Origin of the sequence: Comamonas sp. 4034, from assembly GCF_050434545.1 — a bacterium.
GTDB classification, from domain to species: domain Bacteria; phylum Pseudomonadota; class Gammaproteobacteria; order Burkholderiales; family Burkholderiaceae_C; genus Comamonas; species Comamonas odontotermitis.
Map to the genome: position 1 here is coordinate 1 of NZ_JBNDIT010000033.1, position 22,704 is coordinate 22,704.

Here is a 22,704-nt window from a genome sequence, read left to right on the forward strand (position 1 = left end):
CCGAGCTGGGCACGCCCCAAACGGTGGCCGTGGCATAACTACGTCTGGGGTTTGGGGAGACTCAGTCCCAAACCGATTTATGCAACAAGGCCGTTCGCATGCGCGAGAACTTGCTTCCGCCGCAAGAGGGGATGCGGGAGGTTCCGTTGGTGGCACTTGGCGCTGCACGCTTGGGCAGCACGCGATTGATTGACTGTCTGGAATTCTAGAAACGGAGGGAAGCCCAGACATTTGCACCATGCGCCCGTCAGGGCGATTGCGCTTATGAGCGAGCTGAAGAAGCTCTTGCAGCGGATCGCTCCAGATCGCATTCAGACCCCATCAAGGGTTTTGCAGAGGGTCGCCAAGCTACAGGCGCTTTCCTGGTGGCCGCTATGCGCTGTTCTGGCTTAAACCCCAGGCCACATGTTCGCGGACCAGAGCGCTGGCGTCGTCGGCGCGCGCAGTCAGGGCCTGGGCATAACGCGCATCGCCGGTCGCACGCCAGGCATTGCCCAGGGCCACGGCCACATTGCGCAGCCAGCGTTCGTGCCCGATGCGGCGGATGGGACTGCCTTCGGTAATGCGCAGGAATGTGGCCTCGTCCCAGGCAAACAGGTGCGGCAGTTGCTGATCGAGCAATGCGCCGCGCGCATCAAAATCGGGAAGACTCGCGCGCTGGGCAAACTTGTTCCAAGGGCAGGCCAGCTGGCAGTCGTCGCAGCCGTAGATACGGTTTCCGATGGCCGCGCGAAACTCCTCGGGGATAGCGCCATGCAGCTCGATCGTGAGGTACGAGATGCATCGCCGCGCATCGACCGAATGCGGCTCCACGATGGCGCCGGTCGGGCAGGCATCGATGCAGGCGCTGCACTGGCCGCAGTGCGGTGTCACCGCTTCGGTGGGCGGCAGCGCCAGATCGATAAAGATTTCACCCAGAAAGAACATCGACCCCGCGTCGCGGCTCAGCACCAGCGTGTGCTTGCCACGCCAACCCTGGCCGCTGCGGCTGGCAAGCTCCGCCTCCAGCACGGGGGCAGAATCGGTGAAGGCGCGGTGCTGCATGGCACCCACAGCCGCATCGATGCGCTCGGCCAGCTTCTGCAGCCGGTTGCGCAGCACCTTGTGGTAATCGCGCCCCCGGGCATAGATGCTCACTACGCCCTCACCTGGACGGGCCTGGCGTTGCCATTCGATCTGTTGCCAGCCATCGGGCGTGCCCTGCGGCAGATAATCCATGCGCGCGGTGATGACGCTGACGGTTCCCGGCACCAATTCAGCCGGGCGGGCGCGCTTCAACCCGTGCGCGGCCATGTAGGCCATCTCGCCATGGAAACCTTTTTGCAACCACTGCATCAATCCGGGTTCAGCAGCCGACAAATCCACGCCGGCCACGCCGATTTGGGAGAATCCCAGCTCGCGCGCCCACCCGTCGATCTGCTCAAGCAGCTGTTGATTGGCCTGTTCCATGACTTTCCACATTTCCCCAATGGACGCAAATTCGAATCAAGCAAGACATTTCACGGAGGAAGATGCCTGTTGTGCATCCTTTTTTGCGCAAGTCCTGGTTTCCATGGGTCATCATTGTAAAAAATTTCAAATCATTGGATCGCCAGCATGAGCACCGACACCACCGCCAGCCCCCGCTTTCCCAGCCATGCATGTGTCTGGCGTGACGAATCCGATACCGCCGCCTTTGCACAAACGCTGGCTGCGCAGCCAGCCCTTGCCAACGCCTATATCACCCTCCACGGCGACCTGGGCGCGGGCAAGACCACGCTGGTGCGCCACCTGCTGCGCGCGCTGGGGGTGCAGGGCCGCATCAAAAGCCCGACCTATGCCGTGGTGGAGCCGCACGAAGGCGCAGGCTTTCCCATCTCGCACTTCGACTTCTACCGGTTCGACGATCCCCGCGAGTGGGAAGATGCGGGCTTTCGGGATATTTTTGCAAGCCCTGGCCTGAAAGTGGCAGAATGGCCGGAAAAGGCTGCAGCGGTAACGCCTATTGCAGATGTAGCTATCAGTATTGAAGCGATTGATGAATCAGAAAGGCGTGTGACGCTGCAAGCGAACACCGCCACTGGCGCATCCATTCTCCAAGGGTTTTCAGCGTGAGCGACACCCCAAAATTTGTCCCGACTCCATCCCTGTCCGCCAGTCCTCTCCACCATGATGTGGGAGGCAATGCTGCCTATGACGCCGCCGTATCGCGCGGAACAATGCAGTCCGGCCTGGCGCGGCCCGGCCTAGCGCGGCCCGGCCTCTCCCGCCGCAATCTTCTGCGCGGTGGCGGCAGTCTGGTCATGCTGCTGGGCAGCGGCCAGCTCGCATTTGGCGCCAGCATCGTGGCCGTGCGCGTCTGGCCCGCCAAGGATTACACCCGCGTCACCATCGAATCGGACGTGCCGCTCAAGACGGAGCAGCGCTTCGTGCCCACACCGCCGCGCCTGGCGGTCGACATCGAAGGCATCGACCTGAACCCTGCGCTGCGAGAACTGGTTGCCAAGGTGCGCTCCGACGACCCGAACATTGCAGGCATCCGCGTCGGGCAGAACTCGCCCCAGGTGGTCCGCCTGGTGATCGACCTCAAGCACGATGCCTCGCCGCAGGTGTTCACGCTCAAGCCATTTGCGCCTTACCAGCATCGCCTGGTGCTTGACCTGTATCCGGCAAAGCCTGCCGACCCGCTCGAGAGCCTGATTGCAGAGCGCCTGCTGGAAGGGCGCAGCACCGCCGTGGCGGCCGCGCCCGCGCCCATGCCTCCCCAGCCATCCACCGTGGCGCCATCGGTAGCAGCCGCGATGGCGGGCGATCCGCCGATGCCCGCAGTGACCGGAACCATCGTGCAGACTCCACCGCCTGCCACCGTGGCGGCAGCCCCGGAGGTGGACCCGCTGGGCGAGCTGATCGCCAAGAGCGGCAACCGGCCTGCCACGCCGACGCCTCCCCCCACCGTGGTGGCCGTGGCGCCTCCTCCGGCCCCCGTGGCACCGCCGCCCCCCAGACCCGCGCCTGTGCCCAGCCCTGCGCCCGCGCCCACTCCGGCCCCGGCCCGCAATCGGCCTGCTTCGCGCACCGACCGGCTCATCATCGTGGCGCTCGATCCCGGCCACGGCGGCGAAGACCCGGGCGCCACCGGCCCGAGCGGCACGCGCGAGAAAGACATCGTGCTCAAGATCGGCCACATGCTGCGCGAGCGCATCAACAACTCCAGCGTCGGCGGCAATCCCATGCGCGCCTTCATGACGCGCGACGCCGATTTTTTCGTGCCGCTGGGCACCCGCGTCGAAAAGGCTCGCCGTGTGCAGGCCGATCTGTTCATCAGCATCCACGCCGATGCGTTCACCAAGCCCTCGGCCAACGGCGCCAGCGTGTTTGCGCTCAGCGAGCGCGGCGCCACCAGTTCAGCCGCGCGCTGGCTGGCCAACAAGGAAAACCAGTCTGACCTGATCGGCGGCCTGAACGTGGCAGGTGTGGGCGATGCGGATGCCCATGTGCAGCGCGCCCTGCTCGACATGAGCACCACCGCGCAGATCAACGACAGCCTCAAGCTTGGCTCCCACGTGCTGCAGCAATTGGGCGGTTTTGCCCGCCTGCACAAGCCGCGTGTGGAACAAGCCGGTTTTGCCGTGCTCAAGGCGCCCGATATCCCCAGCGTGCTGGTCGAGACAGCCTTCATCTCCAACCCGGAAGAAGAAGCCAAGCTGCGCACCACTGCCTACCAGAACCAGCTGGCCGATGCGATGATGCGAGGCATTCAGGCCTACTTTGCCAAGAACCCACCGCTCGCGCGCAACCGGACGGTCTGACAAGGCATAAAGGCCGTCGGCCTTGCCACGAAAAAGGAGCCATTCGGCTCCTTTTTGCATTTCACGCTTTCGCTATTAAAACAAGAGCGTTTAGCGCCTTCTAGCATTCGATTCTCAGCATATTCATCGCTGCAACCCAAGGCTGGCGTGCGCTGCGTGCTCTGCTGTTCATGCAGCCCGAAGGCAGCGCTTCAAGCGGTTTGCTCGTTCTTGCCGGCGCGCCAGGCGCCAAAGATGGCCAGCAGGCCAGGAATCAGAATCAGACCCCAGATGATTTTTTCCAGGTTGGCCTTGACCCAGGGCATGTTGCCGAAGAAGTAGCCCGCCGTGCAGATGCCAAATACCCAGATCAGTGCGCCCAGCAGGTTGTAGGCAACGAACTTGGCGCGGTTCATGCGCGCCACCCCGGCCACAAACGGAGCAAAGGTGCGGATGAAGGGCATGAAGCGCGCCAGAATCACGGTGATGCCGCCATAGCGCTCATAGAACGCATGCGCCTTGTCAAAGGCCTTGCGGTTGAACCAGCGCGAGTTCTCCCACTGAAACACCTTGGGCCCCAGATGGTGGCCGATCTGGTAATTGCACTGGTCGCCCAGAAAAGCCGCTGCAAACAGGATTGCCGTGGCCAACGGATAGCTCATGAGCCCCGCACCGCACATGGCCCCCACAATGAAGAGCAGCGAATCGCCCGGCAGAAACGGCATCACCACCACGCCGGTCTCGACGAACACGATCAAAAACAGCAGTGCATACACCCACATGCCGTAGGTGGTTACAAAAGCTTCCAGGTACTTGTCGACATGCAAAATGAAGTCGACCAGATGCATCACGATTTCCAAAACACGTCCTTCAGAGCGATCAGATAAGGCAACAGTTGCCAGCGCTATGACTTGGATAGCACAGCGCGCACTTTACCGCGAATGGTGGCGCCAGCTTCTTAAAATCCCTTTATGACTGCAGAAACGAACGAACAGACGCTGGAAAGCCAGGATGCGCCCACATTGACCGGCACCACGGTACAGCCGCGCCGCCAGATTCAGGATCTGCCCGACGAGCTGGTCAGCCAGATTGCCGCAGGGGAAGTGGTGGAACGCCCGGCCTCCGTCGTGCGCGAGCTGGTGGACAACGCGCTCGATGCGGGCGCCACCAGCATCACGGTGCGCCTGCTGGCAGGCGGCGTGCGCCTGATCACGGTGGAAGACGATGGTTGCGGCATTCCCCGCGAAGAACTACCGATTGCCCTGCGCCGTCACGCCACCAGCAAGATCCGCAACCTGCACGATCTGGAATCGGTGGCCACCATGGGCTTTCGCGGTGAGGCGCTCGCCGCCATCGCCTCTGTGTCGGAGATGGCGGTGCTCTCGCGCCCACAAGACCAGGACACGGCCTACATGCTCGATGCCCGCAGCGGCGAGCTGCGCCCGGCGGCCCGCAATCCCGGCACCACGATGGAAGTCAAGGAACTGTTCTTCAGCACCCCAGCGCGCCGCAAGTTCCTCAAGACCGATGCCACCGAGCTGGCCCATTGCATCGAGGCCGTGCGCCGCCATGCGCTCACCCGCCCATCGGTCGGTTTTGCCATCTGGCACGAAGGCAAGCTGGTGGAACAATGGCGCGCCACGCTGGGCGCTGCCGACCTCGATGCCGCGCCCGATGCCGATACCCGTGAGCAACTAGTGCAGCAGGCGCTGGACAAGCGGCTGGCCGATGTATTGGGCCATGACTTTCTGGAGCAATCGGTGGTGGTGCACTACCGCGCCGGCCATGTGCTGGTGCGTGGCCGGGCAGGCGTTCCCAATGCGGCCCGCTCCCGCGCCGACCAGCAGTTCTGCTACGTGAACGGCCGCTTCGTGCGCGACAAGGTGCTCACGCACGCTGCGCGCGCCGCGTATGAAGACGTACTGCACGGCAACCGCCAGCCGGTCTATGCGCTCTACGTCAGCATCGACCCGATGCGCGTGGATGTGAACGTGCACCCCACCAAGATCGAGGTGCGTTTTCGCGACAGCCGTGAAGTGCACCAGGCGGTGCTGCATGGCGTGGAAAACGCCCTGGCCGCACCACGTGCGCACGGCCTTGCAGATGCGCCGTCCACCTCTGCGGCAGGAGCCGCTGCCGATGCTGGCGTTTTGGAGCCTCAGCGCCCTTCAACGCTTTCTCCACAAGCGCAAACCGCTATATATTTTGAAGCAACGCCTCGCCTTGATGGCGCCCAGGCACTGCAACAGGCCGCCGTGCTGTGGGGCCAGGCAGACCGGACACCTGCAGGTTTGCAATCTCCATCGTCCACAATGCCGCCCCAGACTGGTACCCCGACCGCGTGGCGCGCACAGGAGGCATCGACCGCATGGGCCGTACAGCCCGCCAGCCCGCAACTGGTCCCCACGCTGCCGCCGGAATCTGCCGAAAACCCCTGGCCGCTGGGCCGCGCGGTGGCGCAGATCCATGGTGTCTACATCTTGGCGGAGAACGCCCAGGGCATGGTAATCGTCGACATGCACGCCGCGCACGAGCGCATCGTGTACGAGCGGCTCAAAAGCCAGCTGGATGACGGTGATGCCAGCAGCGCCATCTCCAGCCAGCCGCTTTTGATCCCCGCCACCTTCTCTGCCACCCCCGAAGAAGTGGCAACCGCCGAGGAAAACGCCGAAACGCTGGCGCAGCTGGGCATGGAGATCGTCCCCTTCTCGCCCAAAACGCTGGCCGTGCGCGCAACGCCCACCACACTGGCGCAAGGCAACCCGGTCGAATTGGCCCGCAGCGTGCTCGCTGAGCTGGCCCAGCATGACGCCAGCACCGTGGTGCAGCGGGCGCGCAACGAAATCCTGGGCACCATGGCCTGCCACGGTGCTGTGCGTGCCAACCGGCAGCTCACCATCGACGAGATGAACGCCCTGCTGCGCGACATGGAACGCACCGAACGCTCCGACCAGTGCAACCACGGGCGGCCCACATGGCGGCAATTGACGATGAAGGAGCTGGACGGCTTGTTCTTGCGGGGACGTTGATACTTGTTGTTTTTCCACTAGATCATTAATTGCATTAATTTTTTTGTTACTGCTACATTACATATATCTGTATTTGTAAATAGAGTGGAAAATGAAAAAATCCCATGTAGTCAATGGGTTGAGGGGCATTGAAACTTTGGGTTTCATGCCCTTCTTCCTAAACTGGCCCTGGCTGCGTTGGTTCGCAGCTCTTTTTTTGTCGATGGCCTTTGCGCAGGCCCAGGCAGCACCGGCCAAGATTCTGGTGCTCACCACACATGAAGGCGTGCCGGGCGATCCTTCGCAAGGCCCGCTGAAGGCCGACGGTCAAATCGCCAACGACAACCTCGCCATCGCCTTCGGTTGGGTGAACCCGGCCACCACTCCCGCTCCAGCCTCGCTGATTTCGCCCGCACCGCTGGTTGATTACCGCTACGGCATTCTGTCAGTGCGCGAGAGCACTGCCACATCAGGCGCACTGGTGCGCGTGATTGACCAAAGCGGCCCGCAGGTTACTGCTTCTGTGCCAGGGGCTGCATCTGATCCGGCCCGGCTGCTGCAGCGGGAGAGTTTCCGTGCGGCAGATGGCGGCCGCTATGACCTCGTGGTGGTCGGCACCACGTACTACACCGCACTGCAGGCCAACTACGACCTGCTCACCAGCATCATGCAGGATGCGGAGCTCAAGCCCAATGCGATGCTGTTCTTTGTCGATTCGTGTTGCGACAACGGCCAGGGAAACGCTCCAGCATCGCCCCCTCACCAGAACATGGCCCGCTTCAAGGACACGGTGCTTCAGCCCGCCGTGGCCAGCGTTGCACCTGGCCTCGCGTTGACTGGCCTCTATGGAATCGTGATCAATCCGCTCAACACCACATCTCCTTACCAGGCCTCCTTCAGTTCGCTATTGCCGGATTTTGCAGGTGGCGCGTTTCTGGGTATTGACAACGTTCCTCCCGACAACAGGCTCTTTACCGTCAATGGCAATCCCAACAGCGCCTACGGCACCTTCTTCCCCGGCTCGCAGGTCTATAGCGGCAACGGAACCTGCCTGTTTGGCGTGGTAGATATCTCGCCATTTGACAATGTCAATACAGCCTCAATGCAGTACAACACCGGCCAGGCCCCTTACGCAGGCAATGGCCATAACGTGGGCCAGGCGTTTGTCAATGCGGCGCTGGCAGGTGGTTCGTGCGGCGGCAATGCATCCATTGCGGCCAGCCCCGCAACGCAGAATGTGACGCTGGCCATACCAGCAGCCACCATCACGCTCACCGTCAAAAACGAACAATTGTCCGCACTGCCACCCGTCACTGGCGGCCGTGTTGAAGCAACGCTGCCCACCCATCTGGCGTTTGCTGGCAGTGTGGGCGGTACCTGCATGGGCATGCCTTACGGGGGCGCTGCCAGCCAGAACAATGCAACCGGGGCTTTCGGCGTCACTGGCATGACGCTCAGCTTTGGACAGACCTGCACCATTGTGCTTCCTGTCACCTGGACAGACACCACCGATATCGCAAGCAATGCCTGCATCAAGACGGCCAGCCAGAGCACCCAACTGCGCATCGAACCGGGCACCAGCAAACAGTTCAGCACCAACCAGGGCCAGACCAACGACGTCGCAGCTGCCACCGTCGTGTGCAGCGCCCCTGAGCTGGCCCTCAGCGCAACGGCATTGCCACCCGTCGTGAATGCGGGTGACACGGTGAGCTACGACCTGACCCTCGCCAATCTGAGCGAGACGGCTGCCGCATTGGATGTGGCGCTGGCAGACTTCCTGCCTGCCGGAGCAACGCTGGTGGAGGTAAGCACAGGCGGCTCTGCCGTAGCCTGTACGCCGGGCAACTGCAACCTGGGCTCGCTCGCTGCACTGGCAAGCGCTACCTATACGGTGAAATTCACTGCGTCTGCCAGCCAGGCTGCGTTGACTGCGGCGCCGGCCGTGTCCACCTCGGGGACCGAGGTAACCTTGACCAACAACAAGGCCCAGGTCACAACGGCGGTACAAACCACAGTCTCTGTCACAGGATCGATAGTCGGCGCATCCGCCCAGCAACTGCAGGGCATGGCAGGCGCGACCATTGCCTATGCCTTGACCTGCACGCCCGCCGCTGCTGTACCCATGGGAGGGTTGACCGTAGGTGCAACAGGTACCTTGTCGGCATCTCCTGCATCGCACACCGTTGCCGCTGGCAACAGTTGCAACTTGGCGGTCGACCCGGCCGCTTTGCCAGCAGCCCCTGCGGGCTACCAATGGGCGGCACCCGCCATCAGCCAGCAAGGTGCCGTGTTTGTGGTGACACTGACCTTGTCTGTCATTGGAGCGCCCACTCCGGCACCGGTGCCAGGCCTGCATGCACTGGCCCTGGCGGCGCTGGGCCTGCTGTTGGTGCTGGCCGCAGCACGCCGTATGCAGGCGGCAGGCCGCAAAGGCTGAACACCGTCTGCACCAAGGCGGTAAACGGGCCATGCCGTCCGTGTAGCACACAAGAAAGAAGAGCGCCTCCGGCGCTCTTCTGGTTTATTGCTGTGGCTGCGTTGGTACCGTCTGCACCAACAGCTTATTCCACTGTCTCCGTGCCTCAATGCGCAGCCGCTGCCGCATCGGCGCCACCGCCGCCATGGCCCTTGGGGCCCTTGGCCAGCCATACAAGCGGTATCAGCAGCAGGAACAGCACCGACGAGGCCCAGAAGATATCGTTGGCCGCCAGCATGAATGCCTGCTGGTTGACCATGCGGTCCACCTGAGCCAGCGCTTGCTGCAGGCTCAGCCCTGTGGCCTGCAGGCCCTGCACCACCTGCGCCGTCGGGCCATCGCCCAGCGTGATGTGCTCCACCAGCTGCGCATGGTGCAGGCTGGCGCGGCGCTCCCACAGCGTGGTTGAAATCGAGGTGCCGACCGCACCGCAAGTGATACGCACGAAGTTCGACAGGCCCGACGCGCTGGGCATCTTCTCGGGCGGAATTTCGCTGAGCGTGATCGTCATCAAGGGAATGAAGAAGCCCGCCATGGCAATGCCCTGCACGATGGTAGGAATCATGATGGTGGTCAAGTCGACCTGGGTATTGAAGCGCGCGCGCATCCACATCACGATGCCGAACACCAGGAACGACGCTGTCGCATAGCGGCGCGGATCGACCTTATGGATCGTCTTGCCCACCACGGGCGACAGCACCATGGCCAGCAGGCCCACCGGCGCCATCACCATGCCCGCGTCAGTTGCGGTATAGCCCATGAACTGCTGCAGCCACAGCGGCAGCAGCACCACATTGCCAAAGAACAGGCCGTAGCCAACCGAGATGGCCAGCGTGCCCGCCCAGAAGTTGCGGTTCTTGAACAGGCGCAGATCAACCACCGGATGCTTGTCGCCCAGCTCCCAGATCAGGAAATAGGCAAACCCCACCACGGCAGTCACCGCGCAGGCCACCACCATCGGCGACTGGAACCAGTCGTGCTCCTTGCCGATGTCGAGCATGATCTGCATGGCCGAGATCCACACCACCAGAAGCCCCAGGCCAATCGCATCGATAGGCAGCGCCTTGCGCGGCGTATCTCGGTGGCGGAAGATGAGCCAGGTGGCGAACACCGCCAGAATGCCGACGGGCACGTTGATGTAGAAGATCCACGGCCAGCTCATGTTGTCGGTGATCCAGCCGCCCAGCAGCGGCCCCATCACCGGCGCGATGAGGGTGGTCATCGACCAGAAGGCCATGGCCGTGCCCGCCATGGCACGCGGGTAGCTGGCCAGCAGGAGCGACTGCGACAGCGGAATCATGGGCCCTGCCACAAAGCCCTGCAGCACGCGGAAGGCGATCAGCGAACTCATGTTGGGCGCCAGGCCGCACAGCCACGACGAGATCACGAACAGCACCACGCTGAGCATGAACAGCCGCACCTGGCCAAAGCGCATCGACAGCCAGCCAGTGAGCGGCACCGAGATCGCATTGGCCACGGCAAAGCTGGTGATCACCCAGGTGCCCTGGTTGGCGCTGACGCCCAGGTCGCCCGCAATTGCAGGCAGCGACACATTCGCAATCGAGGTGTCGAGCACATTCATGAACACTGCAGCCGACAGTGCCAGGGTGCCAATGAGCCGCGCCGAGCCTTCGAGCGGCGGGTGCGGCAATGTGGGATTGGAAGTTGCCATAACGCATCCTCGGGCCGCCCTGCGGGCCGCCCCTAGTCAATCAATGGCGCGCTTACAGGTGCTTGCCGGCGTTGTTGGTGATGACTTCTGCAATCACCGCGTCAGCGCCCTTGTCCTGCACGTCATACACATTGGTCTGCACCAGCGGCTCCTTGCGCGGCACTTCGGCCAGCAGCTTGCCATCCTGGTTCTGGATATCGACGTCCACCAGCATCGACAAACCTACGCGCAGCGGATGCGCTTCCAGCTGCTTGGGATCGAGCGCAATGCGCACCGGCACGCGCTGCACCACCTTGATCCAGTTGCCTGTGGCGTTCTGCGCGGGCAGCAGCGAGAAGGCCGAGCCGGTTCCCACGCCCAGGCCTTCCACCGTGCCGGTATATTCGATCTTCTTGCCATACAGGTCGGCCGTCATCTTGACGGGCTGGCCCAGGCGCAGGTTGCGCAGCTGGTTTTCCTTGAAGTTGGCTTCCACCCACAGCTGGTTCATCGGCACCACGGTCATCAGCGGCGTGCCGGGCGCCACGCGCTGGCCCACCTGCACCGAGCGCTTGCCGACCACGCCCGAGACGGGCGAGACCAGCTCCACCCGCTGCATGGCCAGATAGGCCTCGCGCACCTTGGCAGCCGCTGCCTGCACATTGGGGTGCTCGTTCACGCTGATGCCTTCGGTCAGCGACTGGTTGCTGGCCAACTGCTCGCGCGCAGTGCTCACGGCAGCCTGCGCTGCGGTAACGGCGGCCTGTGCGGTATCCACCTGGCTTTGCGCATGGCTCAACTCTTCCTTGGACACGGCGCCGTTGCCGGTCAGTGCCTGGCGGCGCTTGAGGTCGTTCTGGGCGCGGGCCAGATCGTTCCTGGCCTTGGAGACTTCGGCCTGGCGCTGAGCGATCTGGGCGGTGTACGAGCCGTTGTTCACATACAGCGTGCGCACCTGGCGCACGGCCTGGGCGAGGTTGGCCTTGGCCTGCTCAAACGCCACCTTGGCGTCAGCCGGGTCCAGGCGCACCATGATCTGGCCCTCCTTCACATAGTCGGTGTCGTCGGCCATGATGGACTGCACCGTGCCTGCCGTCTGCGGCGCAATCTGCACGATATTGCCCTGTACGTAGGCGTTGTCGGTTTCCTCGAAATGGCTGTTCACCATCCAGTCGTAGATGCCGTAGGCGGCGCCCAGCACGACGACGAGGCCGGTCAGGCGGAACAGCCATTTCTTGCGAGGGCTGGAAGATGCGGTGACCGGTTCAGCCTGTGGTGCGGCGGTCTGGGAAGCGGGAGCGTTGGTGTTTGACATGGTGTTGCGTTGCGGTTTTGGACCGGGGGCTCACCCCGGTATTGCTTATGGGTGCGGTACGCGGTATCGATATCGCTGTTATCCGGACGTTGGATCAGCTGGCTTTCTTCTGGCTGGCTGCGGTGTCGATGGCGGCTGCTGACGGCTCCGGATCGCTGTAGCCACCGCCCAGCGCCTGGGCCAGCGCAGCGTTGGTCTGCAGGATGCGTGCCTCGATATCGACCGACTGGCGGCGCTGGGCCAGCACATTCGTTTCGGCCGACAGCACGTTCAGATAGGTCCCCAGCCCTGCGGCGTAGCGCTGGTTGGCGATGTCGAGCGCGCTTTGCGCCGCGTCGGCTGCCTTGCGCTGCTCGGGCAACTGGGCATAGGCCGACTTCGCGGAGGCAATCTGGTCGGCCACATCGTGCACGGCATTGATGACGGCCTGGTTATAGCCTTCCACCGCCACGTCGTAATCGGCCGACTTGCCGCGCAGGTTGGCACGCAGCAGGCCTGAGTCAAAGATCGGCAGGCTCAGCGCCGGGCCCACGCCCCATTCACGTGCATTGGTCTTGGCAAAATTGTTGAAGCCGATGCTCGACAGGCCGATGAAGGCCGTCAGGTTGATGTCCGGATAGAACTCCGCCTTGGCCTCGGCAATGCTCCTGTCTGCGGCTTCCACGCGCCAGCGCGCAGCCACAACGTCGGCGCGGCGGCCCAGCAGGCTGGCAGACAGCTGCTGCGGAAACTGCGGCAGTTTCAGGCTGGCAATCGGGGCCGCCTGCAGGTTCTGTCCGTTTCCGGGCTGGCCCACCAGCGCCGCCAGTGCGTTCTGCGCCAGGTGCTTTTGCTCGCGCACCTGTTCCAGCTGCACGCGCGCCTCGGGCACGCCGCTTTCACTCTGGCGCACTTCCAGGGTGGTATCGAGGCCTGCGCTGTAGCGGTCGCGTACCAGCTTGAGGGTATGTTCACGCTGGGCAATGGCCCGTTCGGCCACCGTTTCCTGCGCCTGCCAGCGCGACAGTTGCACATAGGCCTGCACCACGTTGCTGGCCAGCAGCACGCGGGCGGCATCCCGATCGGCCTGCGCTGCGCGGGCAGAGCCCACCGCAGCGTCCAGCGCCGCGCGGTGCTTGCCAAACAGGTCGAGCGACCAGCTTCCGTTGATCCGCGCCTCTGCAGTGCTGTAGTTGTGGCCGGCAATTGGCGGCGGAATCAGGCCGTTGGCCGGTGCATGGTTGCGGTTGGCAGTGGCCTGGCCGTTCACCTGCGGGCCGTCGGCTGCGTCGCTCACCTGGGCCATGGCCCAGGCCTTGCGAATGCGGGCCTCGGCAACCTTGAGGCTCGGCCCGTCTGCCAGCGCCGTCTCCACCAACTGGTTCAGGTGCGAATCGCCCAAGGCCGTCCACCACCGTGCATCGACCGGCGCCACGGCTGCGGCCTGGTCGGCAGCAGACGGCTCCACCACCAAGCCCAGCGACTGCGGAGAGCGTGCGGAGGCTTCGGTGTGGATGCCACCCATATCGGCGCATCCAGCTATGAAAGTAGTAGCTGCAAGCGCAATGGCAGAAAGCGCCAGCTGGCGATTTCGTGCATAAAGAGGAAAACTGCGATTCATAAGGCCCTCTCCTTGCCGGGCGTGCTGGGGGTATCGGTGGTGGTGTCTGCTGTGCCTGCTGCGGCGTGGCATGGGCCGTTGGCGTCGGGCAGGCACATCTCACTGTTCAAGGTCTGGGGCATGGCTTCATAGATGCGGCGCAGATAGCTCTGGAACTGGGCCAGCTCATCAGGCGCCAGCGGGCTGAGCGCCGCGTGATTGACGCTCTTGACGATGTCGGGCACCTGCACCGCAGCGCGCATGCCTTCTTCGGTGAGCCGCAGGCGCACCACGCGGCGGTCGTCGGTGCTGCGTTCGCGTTCGATGATGCCTTTTTCCACCAGGCGGTCCACCAGGCGCGTCATGGCTCCCGGTGTCTGCATGGTGCTGCGCGCCAGATCAGCCGCAGTCTGCGCCTCGCCGCTCGCCAGTCGCAGAACGGGAATCCACTGCGCCTGGGTCAAACCCAGCGGCTCCATGCGGCGATCCACTTCGGCGCGCACCACCGTAGAGATGATGCGCATCAACCAGCAGGGGAAATTGGCGGCCTTGATCGGCTCGATCGACGGGCAGCCCGCCTCCAGCGAATCGCTGTCGCTGTCATCCGGGCCGTGGTCTTGCACGCGGGGATCAGACATGCGCAAACCTCTTTCATATGAAATTATTTACAACGCAATGATTATGCAATCATTCATTGCCTAGGCAATATCATGTCTTGTAAAAGACCCTGACCGGATATCAGATTTGTGCGGCGCAGCATCCGCCTTTCTGACGAGCTGCGGCACCTCGGCGACAGCACCTGTTCTGGGTTCTTGTCGGCCAACTCCATGCCTCACCCATTTCCACCTTGATCACCCGGAATGCACTGTTTCAGGGCATTTCCAGCCATTGAGCAGCGGCAAGCATCGCCCCACCAAAACCCACAAAGCGTAGTGACGCCTTCATTTGAAGCCCTGGTTTCCATACGCATTGCGCAGGACACTTTTTACTTTATGCATCAGCGCATGCAGATTCGGCATAATGTCCGTTTTAGTGCGATGACGCACCATCGCTGTGCATACCTCCGGCAACCGTACAAAAACGGTGCATTCCGGCCCTAGCCCTTGAAAGATCTGTCCATGCAACACCAGTCCCTGGAGCAATTTCTCGCCTACGTCGAACAGCGCAACCCCGGCCAGCCCGAGTTCCTGCAGGCCGTCACCGAAGTGATGGAGAGCCTGTGGCCCTTCATCCAGAAAAACCCACGGTACGCCGAACACAGCCTGCTGGAGCGCCTGGTCGAGCCCGAGCGCGTGGTGAGCTTTCGCGTGAGCTGGGTGGACGACCACGGCAAGGTGCAGGTCAACCGCGGCTACCGCATCCAGCACAGCATGGCCATCGGCCCCTATAAGGGTGGCCTGCGCTTTCACCCCTCGGTCAACCTGTCGGTGCTCAAGTTCCTGGCGTTTGAACAGACCTTCAAGAACGCGCTGACCACCCTGCCCATGGGCGGCGGCAAGGGCGGCTCCGATTTCGACCCCAAGGGCAAGAGCGAAGCCGAAGTGATGCGCTTCTGCCAATCCTTCGTGTCGGAACTCTTCCGCCACGTAGGCGCCGACACCGACGTGCCTGCAGGCGACATCGGTGTGGGTGGCCGCGAAGTGGGCTTCATGGCAGGCATGTACAAGAAGCTTGCCAACCGTGCCGACTGCGTCTTCACCGGCAAGGGCCTGTCGTTTGGCGGCTCGCTCATCCGCCCCGAAGCCACCGGCTTTGGCACGGTCTACTTTGCGCAGGAAATGCTCAAGACCCAGGGCAAGGGCTTCGAAGGCCTGACCGTCTCCGTCTCAGGCTCGGGCAATGTGGCGCAGTTCGCCATCGACAAGGCCATGGCACTGGGCGCCAAGGTGGTGTCGGCATCCGACTCCAGCGGCACCATTTACGACCCCGCAGGCTTTGACGGCGACAAGCTGATCAAGTTGATGGAAGTCAAGAACAAGCACTATGGCCGCGTGGCCGACTACGCCAAGCAGGTTGCCGGTGTGCAGTACTTTGAAGGCAAGACGCCCTGGTTCATCAAGGCTGATGTGGCTCTGCCCTGCGCGACGCAGAACGAGCTGCACCTGGCCGACGCGCAGGAGCTGATCAAGAACGGCGTGCTGTGCGTAGCCGAAGGCGCCAACATGCCTTGCACGATCGAAGCTGCCAAGGCTTTCGAGAAAGCGGGCGTGCTGTACGCTCCCGGCAAGGCATCCAACGCTGGAGGTGTTGCCACCTCGGGCCTGGAAATGAGCCAGAACGCCTTGCGCCTGGGCTGGCCCGCTTCGGAAGTGGACGCGCGCCTGTTCCAGATCATGGAAGGCATCCACGCGGCGTGCGTGAAGTACGGCAAGCGCGAAGACGGCACCGTCAGCTACATCGACGGCGCCAATATCGCCGGCTTCGTGAAGGTGGCCGACGCCATGCTGGCGCAAGGCGTGCTGTAAACCACAGCTCACTGCCCAGGGCGCTTCGCCCGAAGGCAATCACTTGCTCAATGCCCCCGGCGCCCTCCAGCGCCGGGGGCATTTTGCTATTCAACACCGCAGGCCCTAAGGCAGTATCGCTGTGGGCTCCATTTTGGCTCTACACTGGCGGTTCCGCCTTACTCACGAATTGATAGCTGCCTGCGCTCGCACCCAGTGCGCTGGCAATCTTTTTCTTGCTGATCCACCGTGCCAATCGCTGCTGACTCCCCTCTGTGCCTGGGCCTGGCTGGCCCTACCGCTTCTGGCAAGACCGGTGCCGCCATTGCGCTGGCGCAGCAACTGGCTGGCGTGCGGCCAGTCGAGATCATCAGCGTCGATTCCGCCCTCATCTACCGGGGTATGGACATTGGCTCGGCCAAGCCCAGCGCCGAGGAACAGGCCGGTATCCCGCACCACCTGCTCGACATCCGCGACCCGCTGGATTCCTACAGCGCCGCCGAGTTTGTGCGCGATGCGCTGGCGCTGATTGCGCAGATTCACCAGCGCGGCGCCGTGAGCCTGCTGGTGGGCGGCACCATGCTGTACTTCAAGGCGCTGATGGACGGCATCGACGACATGCCTGCAGCCGACGCCGCCGTGCGCGCCGCACTGGATGCCGAAGCCGCCGCGCACGGCTGGCCGCACATGCATGCACTGCTCGCCCAGGTAGACCCCGCGACCGCGCAGCGCCTGGCCCCCGGCGACAGCCAGCGGGTGCAGCGCGCGCTGGAGGTGTGGCGCATCACGGGCAAGCCGCTCTCCTATTTCCATGCGCAGGAAAAACGCCCTTCGCCACTGCTGCAACTGGCTCCTGGCTTTCAGCTCTTCAGCCTGGAGCCCGCCGAGCGCGCCTGGCTGCACGAACGCATTGCCCTGCGCTACGACCAAATGCTGGCCCAGAACTTTCTGGCCGAAATGCTCCAGCTGCGTGCGCGCGGCGACCTGCACCTGCATCTGCCCTCGATGCGCTGCGTAGGCTACCGCCAGATGTGGGAAATGCTCGACTCCTGCGCTGCGCAGGGCATCAGCGTGGCCAACCAGGCCGATGTGCCGCCCGCATTGTGGGCGGACATGCGCGAGCGCGGTATCGCCGCCACCCGCCAGCTGGCCAAGCGGCAAATCACCTGGCTGCGCAGCATGCCGCAGCGCCACACCATTGCCTGCGACACCCCCCCTGAGCAGGAGCAATGGCTGGCAGCCGCACGGCAGCAGCTCGCTTCATCCGGCAGGATTTAGAGCCGCTAACACAACCCAGCAAATCGTAGATTTGCGGTTGAGACGAGGCGCCGGGCCGCGTTAGGCGAAGCCGCAGGCAGTACAGACGTACGACAAGGCTGGGCGCCCCCGACGAAGCAACGACGTATCAAGGGTTGTGTTAGCGGCTCTTAGAAAAAATGCCTCATGGCGCTTATGCAGCAAGCGCGAGGCATTCAAAAAATATAGCACTGACTGCTTGCAGCCTCCCTGGCCAGCGAGCCAGCCGGCATCAGCCGACCGCCTCCACCTCCATATACCGCCGCGTCAGCCACCAGAACACGAGGGCTGCGGCGCTGACTGCAGCGCCCAGCATGCACACACCGCGCCAGCCAGCATGCGCGTAAATGGCAGTGGCGCTGATGGCGCCCAGGCCGCTGCCTACGGCATAGAACAGCATGTACGCGGCCACCAGGCGGCTGTGCGCGCCAGACTGGCGGCGGAAGATCAGGCTCTGGTTGGTGACATGCAAGGCCTGTCCACCCAGGTCCAGCAGCACAATGCCCAGCACCAGCGCCCACAGTGCCCAAGCGGAGCCAGGCGCCCAGCCCAGAGCCCCCAACGGCAGCCACGCCAACAGCAGCACCACCAGCGCAGCTGCGGAACTGCGCTGCGCAAAACCCTGGTCTGCCCAGCGCCCTGCCCGCGCGGCAGCGAGGGCCCCCGCCACTCCGGCCAGCCCGAACATACCGATGATCGTGTGCGAATAGCCAAAGGGCGCCGCCCGCAGTGGCAGAACCAGGCTGCTCCAGAAGATGCTGAAAGCGGCAAACATCAACATCGCGAGCATGCCCCGCACCTGCAAGACCCGGTCGCGGCGCAGCAGACCGCCCATGGATGCGATCAATGGCAGATAGCCGAGCGGGTGGGGCTTGAGGGGCAAGGAAGGCAGGCGCCACCACAGGGGCAGGCCAATGACCACCATCATGGCTGCCGAACTGAAATAGACCCCGCGCCAGCCCGCTGCATCGCCCACCGCCCCGGCAAAGACGCGCGCCAGCAACAAGCCGATAAAGACCCCGCCCTGCGCGCTGCCCACCACGCGGCCCTGCTCGTGGGGCTGGGCCGCGCTGGCGGCATAGGCGATCAGGCCCTGCGTCATGGCGGTGCCGAGCAAGCCGACGGCCAGCATGCCAGCCATCAACATTGCCGAAGTCTGCGCAGCGCCTACCACCAGCAGGGCCATCACCAGGCCTGCCAGTTGCCAGGCCATCAGTTGACGCCGATCAAGCCGGTCACCCAACGGTACCAGCAACAGCAAAGCCAGCGCACAGCCCATCTGCGTCGCGGTGACCACGCCGCCCACAGCGGCGTAGCTGATGTGGAACTCCTCCGCCAGCGCATCCAGCAAGGGCTGCGCGTAATAGACGTTGGCAACGCTCATGCCGCTGGCCACCGCAAAAAGCAGCACCAGGGCAGCAGGCATGCCCATAGGTTGATCGCATGTCTGCGGCACTTGCCCCGCGGAAAACTGGTGAGGCTGGCAAGGCTGAACTTTCATCTTGCACCACTCTTTCAAAAATCTAGTTTCAAAACAAAACCAGATGCATTCTATGCAGAGTAGTTTTAAAATGCAACTACAAAGCCCGCAGCATTGCAACCCATCGAAGCGCCCATGCCCACCACTGCCCCCCCAAACCAAGAAACCTGCCCGGTTGCGCGCGCACTGGATGCCGTGGGCGACCGCTGGTCGCTGCTCATCGTGCGCGATGCTTTTGATGGCGCGCAGCGCTTCGGAGACTTTCAGCGCAGCCTGGGCGTTGCGCGCAATATCCTGTCCGACCGGCTGCGCAAGCTGGTGAATGCCGGCATCCTACAGACGCAGCCCGCGTCAGACGGCAGCGCCTACCAGGAATACGTGCTGACGGACAAAGGCAAGCGCCTCTTTGCGGTGGTGGTGGCGCTCAGGCAATGGGGGGAGAGCGAGCTGTTCGCGCCCGGCGAGGCGCATTCCGTTCTGGTGGAAAAAAGCACGGGCGCGCCCATTCAGCGCATGGCGCCGCACCTGGAGAGCGGCCAGGAACTCCTGCCAGACGATGCAGTGGTGCGCAAGCCAGGTTAAGGCACGCCTCCCCCGGCAAGCAATGCCTGGCCTGAAATGGGACGGCAGCGCCCCTTACTTGCCCACCAGGTCGCTCAGCTTCTTGGCCTCGAACTCGGCCTCGCGCTGGGCGTCGCACGGCACACAGTCGCCCACCTTGCTTTGCACCGACAGCTTCTCGATGGCTGCCCAGAGCATGGTGATCTGCTGCTCATGCCCGGCGGCACTGTCGATGATGCCGCGCATGGCCTTGGAGAGCGGGTCGTCTTCCTGCGTCACGCCGTAGGCGGCAAACTTCCGGTCTGTCGGGGCTTCGGTCACATCGGCGCTGGCGCCTTCCTTGGACGGGATGATGCGGGCAGGAATGCCCACAGCCGTCGCCCCTGCAGGCACCGGCTTGATGACCACGGCGTTGCTGCCGATCTTGGCGCCGTCGCCCACCTCAAAGCCGCCCAGCACCTTGGCGCCAGCAGCCACCACCACATCCTTGCCCAGCGTGGGGTGGCGCTTGGCACCCTTGTAGAGCGTAGTGCCACCCAGGGTCACGCCGTGGTAGATGGTGCAGCCATCGCCCACCACGGCCGTCTCGCCAATGACGACGCCCATGCCGTGGTCGATAAAGACATTGCGACCGATCTGCGCGCCAGGGTGGATTTCGATCCCCGTGAACCAGCGCGCCAGATGCGAGATGAAGCGCCCCGTCCACTTGAGGCCATGGTTCCAGCACCAATGCGCGGGGCGTTGCAGCCAGATGGCATGCAGGCCGGGATAACAGGTAATGACCTCCCAGCGGCTGCGGGCCGCAGGATCGCGGTCCAGGATGCACTGAATATCGGAGCGCAGGCGGTCAAACATGGAAGCGTGGAGTCTGTTTTTGTAGGGGAAGTCCCGCAGTCTAGCGGCTTGCGGCCTCTGCCGTGCGCAGCATGGCCTTGGCAACACCACGCAGTATGTGGATTTCCTCCTGGGTCAGTTGCGCGCGGTTGAACATCTGGTTGAGGCGCGGCATCAGCTTCTTGGGCGCATCGGGATCGAGAAAGCCAACCTCGACCAGAGCCTGCTGCCAGTGCGCCAGCATGCCGGCCACCTGTTGCGCATCGGCACGCTCGCCGTGCACGGCTGCATCCTGCACGGCATAGCCGCCCAGGGCCTGGCGCCAGTCATAGGCCACCACCTGCACGGCCGAAGCCAGATTGAGCGAGCCGAAATCGGGGTTGGTCGGAATCGACAGCGCCACGTGGCAGCGATACACATCCTCATTGGCCATGCCATAGCGCTCGCAGCCGAACAGAAAGGCAATGCCGGTCTCGCCGCTCAACCCGGCTGAGGGCTCACCTACCGCATTCGCTGCAGGCAAGACAGGCTGCTTTCCGCCATCCTGCTGCGCCACCAGCTCTCCTTTCAATAGCATCTCAAAATGCGCACGTGGAGTACGGGCGGGCGGGCCGAAGTCGCGGGGCGTCATCGCAGTGGCGCACAGGTGGCTTATACCCTCCAGCGCCTCCTCCACCGTCTCCACGATGCGGCAGTTGGCCAGCACATCCAGGGCACCACTGGCACGCTGAATGGTTTCTTCCTTGCGCAGCACATTGCTCCAGCGAGGGCGCACCAGCACCAGGTCGTCAAAACCCATGGTTTTGATGGCGCGGGCAGCAGCGCCCACATTGCCAGCGTGGCTGGTTTCGATCAGGACAAAGCGGGTTTTCATAGAAATCGGAATCCAAATTCGGTCGTCCCAAGCGCGATTTTTTGCGCACGGGTACAATTTGCCCCCTATTGTCGCTGCCGCATCGCCGGCGCCGATCACCGATTGCTCTTGCCCCAGCGTCCCGCAGCGTCTTTGCTGCCACCTACTACGCCCACACAATTTATGTCGTCTTCCTCCCTGCACCCCATGCTCAATATGGCCATCAAGGCCGCTCGCGCCGCAGGCGCCATCATCAACCGTGCCGCGCTTGACGTGGAAGCGGTGCGGGTGTCGACCAAACAGGTGAACGACTTTGTGACCGAGGTGGACCAGCAGGCCGAGCAAGCCATCATCGAAACCCTGCTGACCGCCTACCCCGGCCACGGCATCCTGGCCGAGGAATCGGGCAACGAGTACGGCAACCGCAATTCCGACCACATCTGGATCATCGATCCACTGGACGGCACCACCAACTTCATCCACGGTTTTCCCGTGTACTGCGTAAGCATCGCGCTGGCGGTGAACGGCCGCATCGAGCAGGCCGTGGTGTACGACCCAACCCGCAATGACCTGTTTACCGCTACGCGTGGCCGTGGTGCCTTCCTCAATGAGCGCCGCATCCGCGTCTCCAAGCGCACCATGCTCCGTGACAGCCTGATCTCCACCGGTTTCCCCTACCGCCCTGGCGACAACCTCAAGCAGTACATGGCCATGCTGGGCGATGTGATGCAACGCACCAGCGGCGTACGCCGCCCTGGCGCTGCAGCACTGGACCTGGCCTACGTGGCTGCCGGTTTCAGCGACGGCTTCTTTGAAGCCGGCCTCAGCATCTGGGACGTGGCGGCAGGCTCGCTGCTGGTGACCGAAGCCGGCGGCCTGGTCGGCAACTTCACCGGTGAAGCCGACTTTCTGGAGCAACGCGAAATCCTGGCGGGTTCCCCCCGCATCTATGGTCAACTGGTGCCCGTGCTGACCAAATACAGCAAGTTCGCTGGCGCTGGCGACAAGGCCGCTGTACGCCAGTCGCTGGAAAACGACACTGCAGAAAGCGCTCCGCAAACCGAAGAAGGCCAGGCCCAGGAAGACGGCAAGGCCGAATAAGCCTTCGCACCGACTGCAAAATAACGGCAAAAGCCCGCAGGCCCTGCATTGGCCCGTGGGCTTTTTTCATGCAGTTGCCATAGCCCGCACAGTTGCCAAACACAATTCGCCGCCAAGAAGGGGGATTTTTCTTCAGCGCTCGGGCCAATGATGCATCGGGGTCTTTCTATAGCTAAATGGGCTCTGATCTTTCATTTCCTACGCTTTCATCTACGCTACTTGAATGTTGTTTGCGCGTAACGACTGGCTTTGTTGCACAAATCCGGGCCGCAGCGGTAGTAGGCTCGGATGATGAGTGAGACGAACTGGGGTCGGCGCAAGTACCGCACCACAAACTGG

Annotated in this window: 17 protein-coding genes and 1 pseudogene; 9 read left to right on the forward strand and 9 right to left on the reverse strand. The window is 63.2% G+C overall.

Annotated elements, in window-relative coordinates:
• Positions 1-92: 92 nt before the first annotated feature.
• Positions 93-209 (forward strand): annotated as a pseudogene (locus tag ABIE32_RS20855) (pantoate--beta-alanine ligase); the annotation flags it as partial.
• 163 nt (positions 210-372) lie between these two features.
• Here ABIE32_RS20855 and queG read toward each other — a convergent pair.
• Positions 373-1,416: a tRNA epoxyqueuosine(34) reductase QueG gene (queG, locus tag ABIE32_RS20860; RefSeq protein WP_429019078.1), complete on the reverse strand. Its 1,044-nt coding sequence runs from the start codon at positions 1,414-1,416 to the stop codon at positions 373-375.
• Between the two features lie 180 nt (positions 1,417-1,596).
• Between queG and tsaE the strand changes: the two genes are divergently transcribed.
• Entirely contained in the window at positions 1,597-2,094 is a 498-nt protein-coding gene (gene tsaE, locus ABIE32_RS20865) for a tRNA (adenosine(37)-N6)-threonylcarbamoyltransferase complex ATPase subunit type 1 TsaE (RefSeq protein ID WP_224149712.1), read from the forward strand.
• A gap of 104 nt (positions 2,095-2,198) precedes the next feature.
• Positions 2,199-3,788 (forward strand): N-acetylmuramoyl-L-alanine amidase, encoded by a 1,590-nt coding sequence (locus tag ABIE32_RS20870; RefSeq protein WP_429019081.1) that lies wholly within the window; start codon positions 2,199-2,201, stop codon positions 3,786-3,788.
• Between the two features lie 191 nt (positions 3,789-3,979).
• Here ABIE32_RS20870 and ABIE32_RS20875 read toward each other — a convergent pair whose 3' ends face one another.
• A complete protein-coding gene (locus ABIE32_RS20875; RefSeq protein WP_184711208.1) occupies positions 3,980-4,627 on the reverse strand; it encodes a VTT domain-containing protein in 648 nt (215 codons plus the stop codon).
• A 111-nt stretch (positions 4,628-4,738) separates the two neighbouring features.
• Between ABIE32_RS20875 and mutL the strand changes: the two genes are divergently transcribed.
• Both mutL and ABIE32_RS20885 read left to right on the forward strand, forming a co-directional pair.
• Positions 4,739-6,796: a DNA mismatch repair endonuclease MutL gene (mutL, locus tag ABIE32_RS20880; RefSeq protein ID WP_429019057.1), complete on the forward strand. Its 2,058-nt coding sequence runs from the start codon at positions 4,739-4,741 to the stop codon at positions 6,794-6,796.
• Between the two features lie 145 nt (positions 6,797-6,941).
• Entirely contained in the window at positions 6,942-9,212 is a 2,271-nt protein-coding gene (locus ABIE32_RS20885) for a hypothetical protein (RefSeq protein ID WP_429019059.1), read from the forward strand.
• A 145-nt stretch (positions 9,213-9,357) separates the two neighbouring features.
• On the opposite strand, the gene ABIE32_RS20890 is transcribed toward ABIE32_RS20885, so the two are convergent.
• The 4 genes from ABIE32_RS20890 to ABIE32_RS20905 all read right to left on the reverse strand — a co-directional run bounded on the left by ABIE32_RS20890 (position 9,358) and on the right by ABIE32_RS20905 (position 14,434).
• Entirely contained in the window at positions 9,358-10,923 is a 1,566-nt protein-coding gene (locus tag ABIE32_RS20890) for a DHA2 family efflux MFS transporter permease subunit (protein WP_224149715.1), read from the reverse strand.
• Between the two features lie 52 nt (positions 10,924-10,975).
• Entirely contained in the window at positions 10,976-12,217 is a 1,242-nt protein-coding gene (locus tag ABIE32_RS20895; protein WP_429019061.1) for an HlyD family efflux transporter periplasmic adaptor subunit, read from the reverse strand.
• A 94-nt stretch (positions 12,218-12,311) separates the two neighbouring features.
• Complete coding sequence (locus ABIE32_RS20900) at positions 12,312-13,817, reverse strand: efflux transporter outer membrane subunit (RefSeq protein WP_429019063.1); 1,506 nt, start codon at positions 13,815-13,817, stop codon at positions 12,312-12,314.
• Positions 13,814-14,434, reverse strand: a complete 621-nt coding sequence (locus tag ABIE32_RS20905; protein ID WP_429019064.1) for a MarR family winged helix-turn-helix transcriptional regulator — start codon at positions 14,432-14,434, stop codon at positions 13,814-13,816. Before ABIE32_RS20905 ends, ABIE32_RS20900 begins: the two co-directional genes overlap by 4 nt.
• A gap of 480 nt (positions 14,435-14,914) precedes the next feature.
• On the opposite strand from ABIE32_RS20905, the gene gdhA reads away from it, so the two are divergent.
• Together gdhA and miaA are read left to right on the forward strand one after the other, a co-directional pair.
• Positions 14,915-16,261: an NADP-specific glutamate dehydrogenase gene (gene gdhA / locus ABIE32_RS20910; protein ID WP_224149719.1), complete on the forward strand. Its 1,347-nt coding sequence runs from the start codon at positions 14,915-14,917 to the stop codon at positions 16,259-16,261.
• Between the two features lie 228 nt (positions 16,262-16,489).
• On the forward strand, positions 16,490-17,518 hold the full coding sequence (miaA, locus tag ABIE32_RS20915; RefSeq protein ID WP_429019066.1) for a tRNA (adenosine(37)-N6)-dimethylallyltransferase MiaA: 1,029 nt from the start codon (positions 16,490-16,492) through the stop codon (positions 17,516-17,518).
• A 250-nt stretch (positions 17,519-17,768) separates the two neighbouring features.
• Here miaA and ABIE32_RS20920 read toward each other — a convergent pair whose 3' ends face one another.
• Complete coding sequence (locus ABIE32_RS20920) at positions 17,769-18,968, reverse strand: MFS transporter (RefSeq protein ID WP_429019068.1); 1,200 nt, start codon at positions 18,966-18,968, stop codon at positions 17,769-17,771.
• A gap of 183 nt (positions 18,969-19,151) precedes the next feature.
• On the opposite strand from ABIE32_RS20920, the gene ABIE32_RS20925 reads away from it, so the two are divergent.
• The gene (locus tag ABIE32_RS20925; protein WP_429019071.1) at positions 19,152-19,598 is read left to right on the forward strand and encodes a winged helix-turn-helix transcriptional regulator; all 447 of its coding nucleotides are present in this window, start codon (positions 19,152-19,154) and stop codon (positions 19,596-19,598) included.
• Between the two features lie 54 nt (positions 19,599-19,652).
• Here the strand turns inward: ABIE32_RS20925 and cysE are convergent, their stop codons facing one another.
• Both cysE and ABIE32_RS20935 read right to left on the reverse strand, forming a co-directional pair.
• Complete coding sequence (cysE, locus tag ABIE32_RS20930; RefSeq protein ID WP_224149721.1) at positions 19,653-20,432, reverse strand: serine O-acetyltransferase; 780 nt, start codon at positions 20,430-20,432, stop codon at positions 19,653-19,655.
• 40 nt (positions 20,433-20,472) lie between these two features.
• Positions 20,473-21,285: an RNA methyltransferase gene (locus ABIE32_RS20935; RefSeq protein WP_429019075.1), complete on the reverse strand. Its 813-nt coding sequence runs from the start codon at positions 21,283-21,285 to the stop codon at positions 20,473-20,475.
• Positions 21,286-21,447: 162 nt separating this feature from the next.
• On the opposite strand from ABIE32_RS20935, the gene ABIE32_RS20940 reads away from it, so the two are divergent.
• A complete protein-coding gene (locus ABIE32_RS20940; RefSeq protein WP_224149723.1) occupies positions 21,448-22,365 on the forward strand; it encodes an inositol monophosphatase family protein in 918 nt (305 codons plus the stop codon).
• Positions 22,366-22,704 lie beyond the last annotated feature (339 nt).